This window comes from Bartonella sp. CM120XJJH, from assembly GCF_042194715.1.
Taxonomy (GTDB): Bacteria; Pseudomonadota; Alphaproteobacteria; order Rhizobiales; family Rhizobiaceae; genus Bartonella.
In genome coordinates this window covers 1-237 of sequence record NZ_JBHINE010000148.1, presented here as the reverse complement: position 1 = coordinate 237, position 237 = coordinate 1, and the positions used below count along the sequence as shown (strand labels likewise).

The 237-nt window shown below is 36.3% G+C and carries 1 pseudogene; it reads left to right on the top strand.

The window, feature by feature from the left end:
* Positions 1–237 (top strand): annotated as a pseudogene (locus ACFIKU_RS10265) (two-component sensor histidine kinase); the annotation flags it as partial.

The following is a 237-nucleotide window of genomic DNA, read 5'->3' as shown; positions in this document are numbered from 1 at the left end:
CTCACCCGTTTTAAACTTCAGCTAACATTAGCAAATACTGACTTTGATATCAAGCCGCTTGAGCAAAATGTGAGCGACATGCAAAACATGTTAGAAGATTACCTTTCTTTTGCCCGTAGTGAAGAAAGTGAGTGTGTTAAAACTTTTGATTTAAATGCTCTTATGCAAAAATTCTCTACCGATGCACATCTTCACAAACTTCAATTTTCCTACACCATTGAAAGCCCTACACAAATA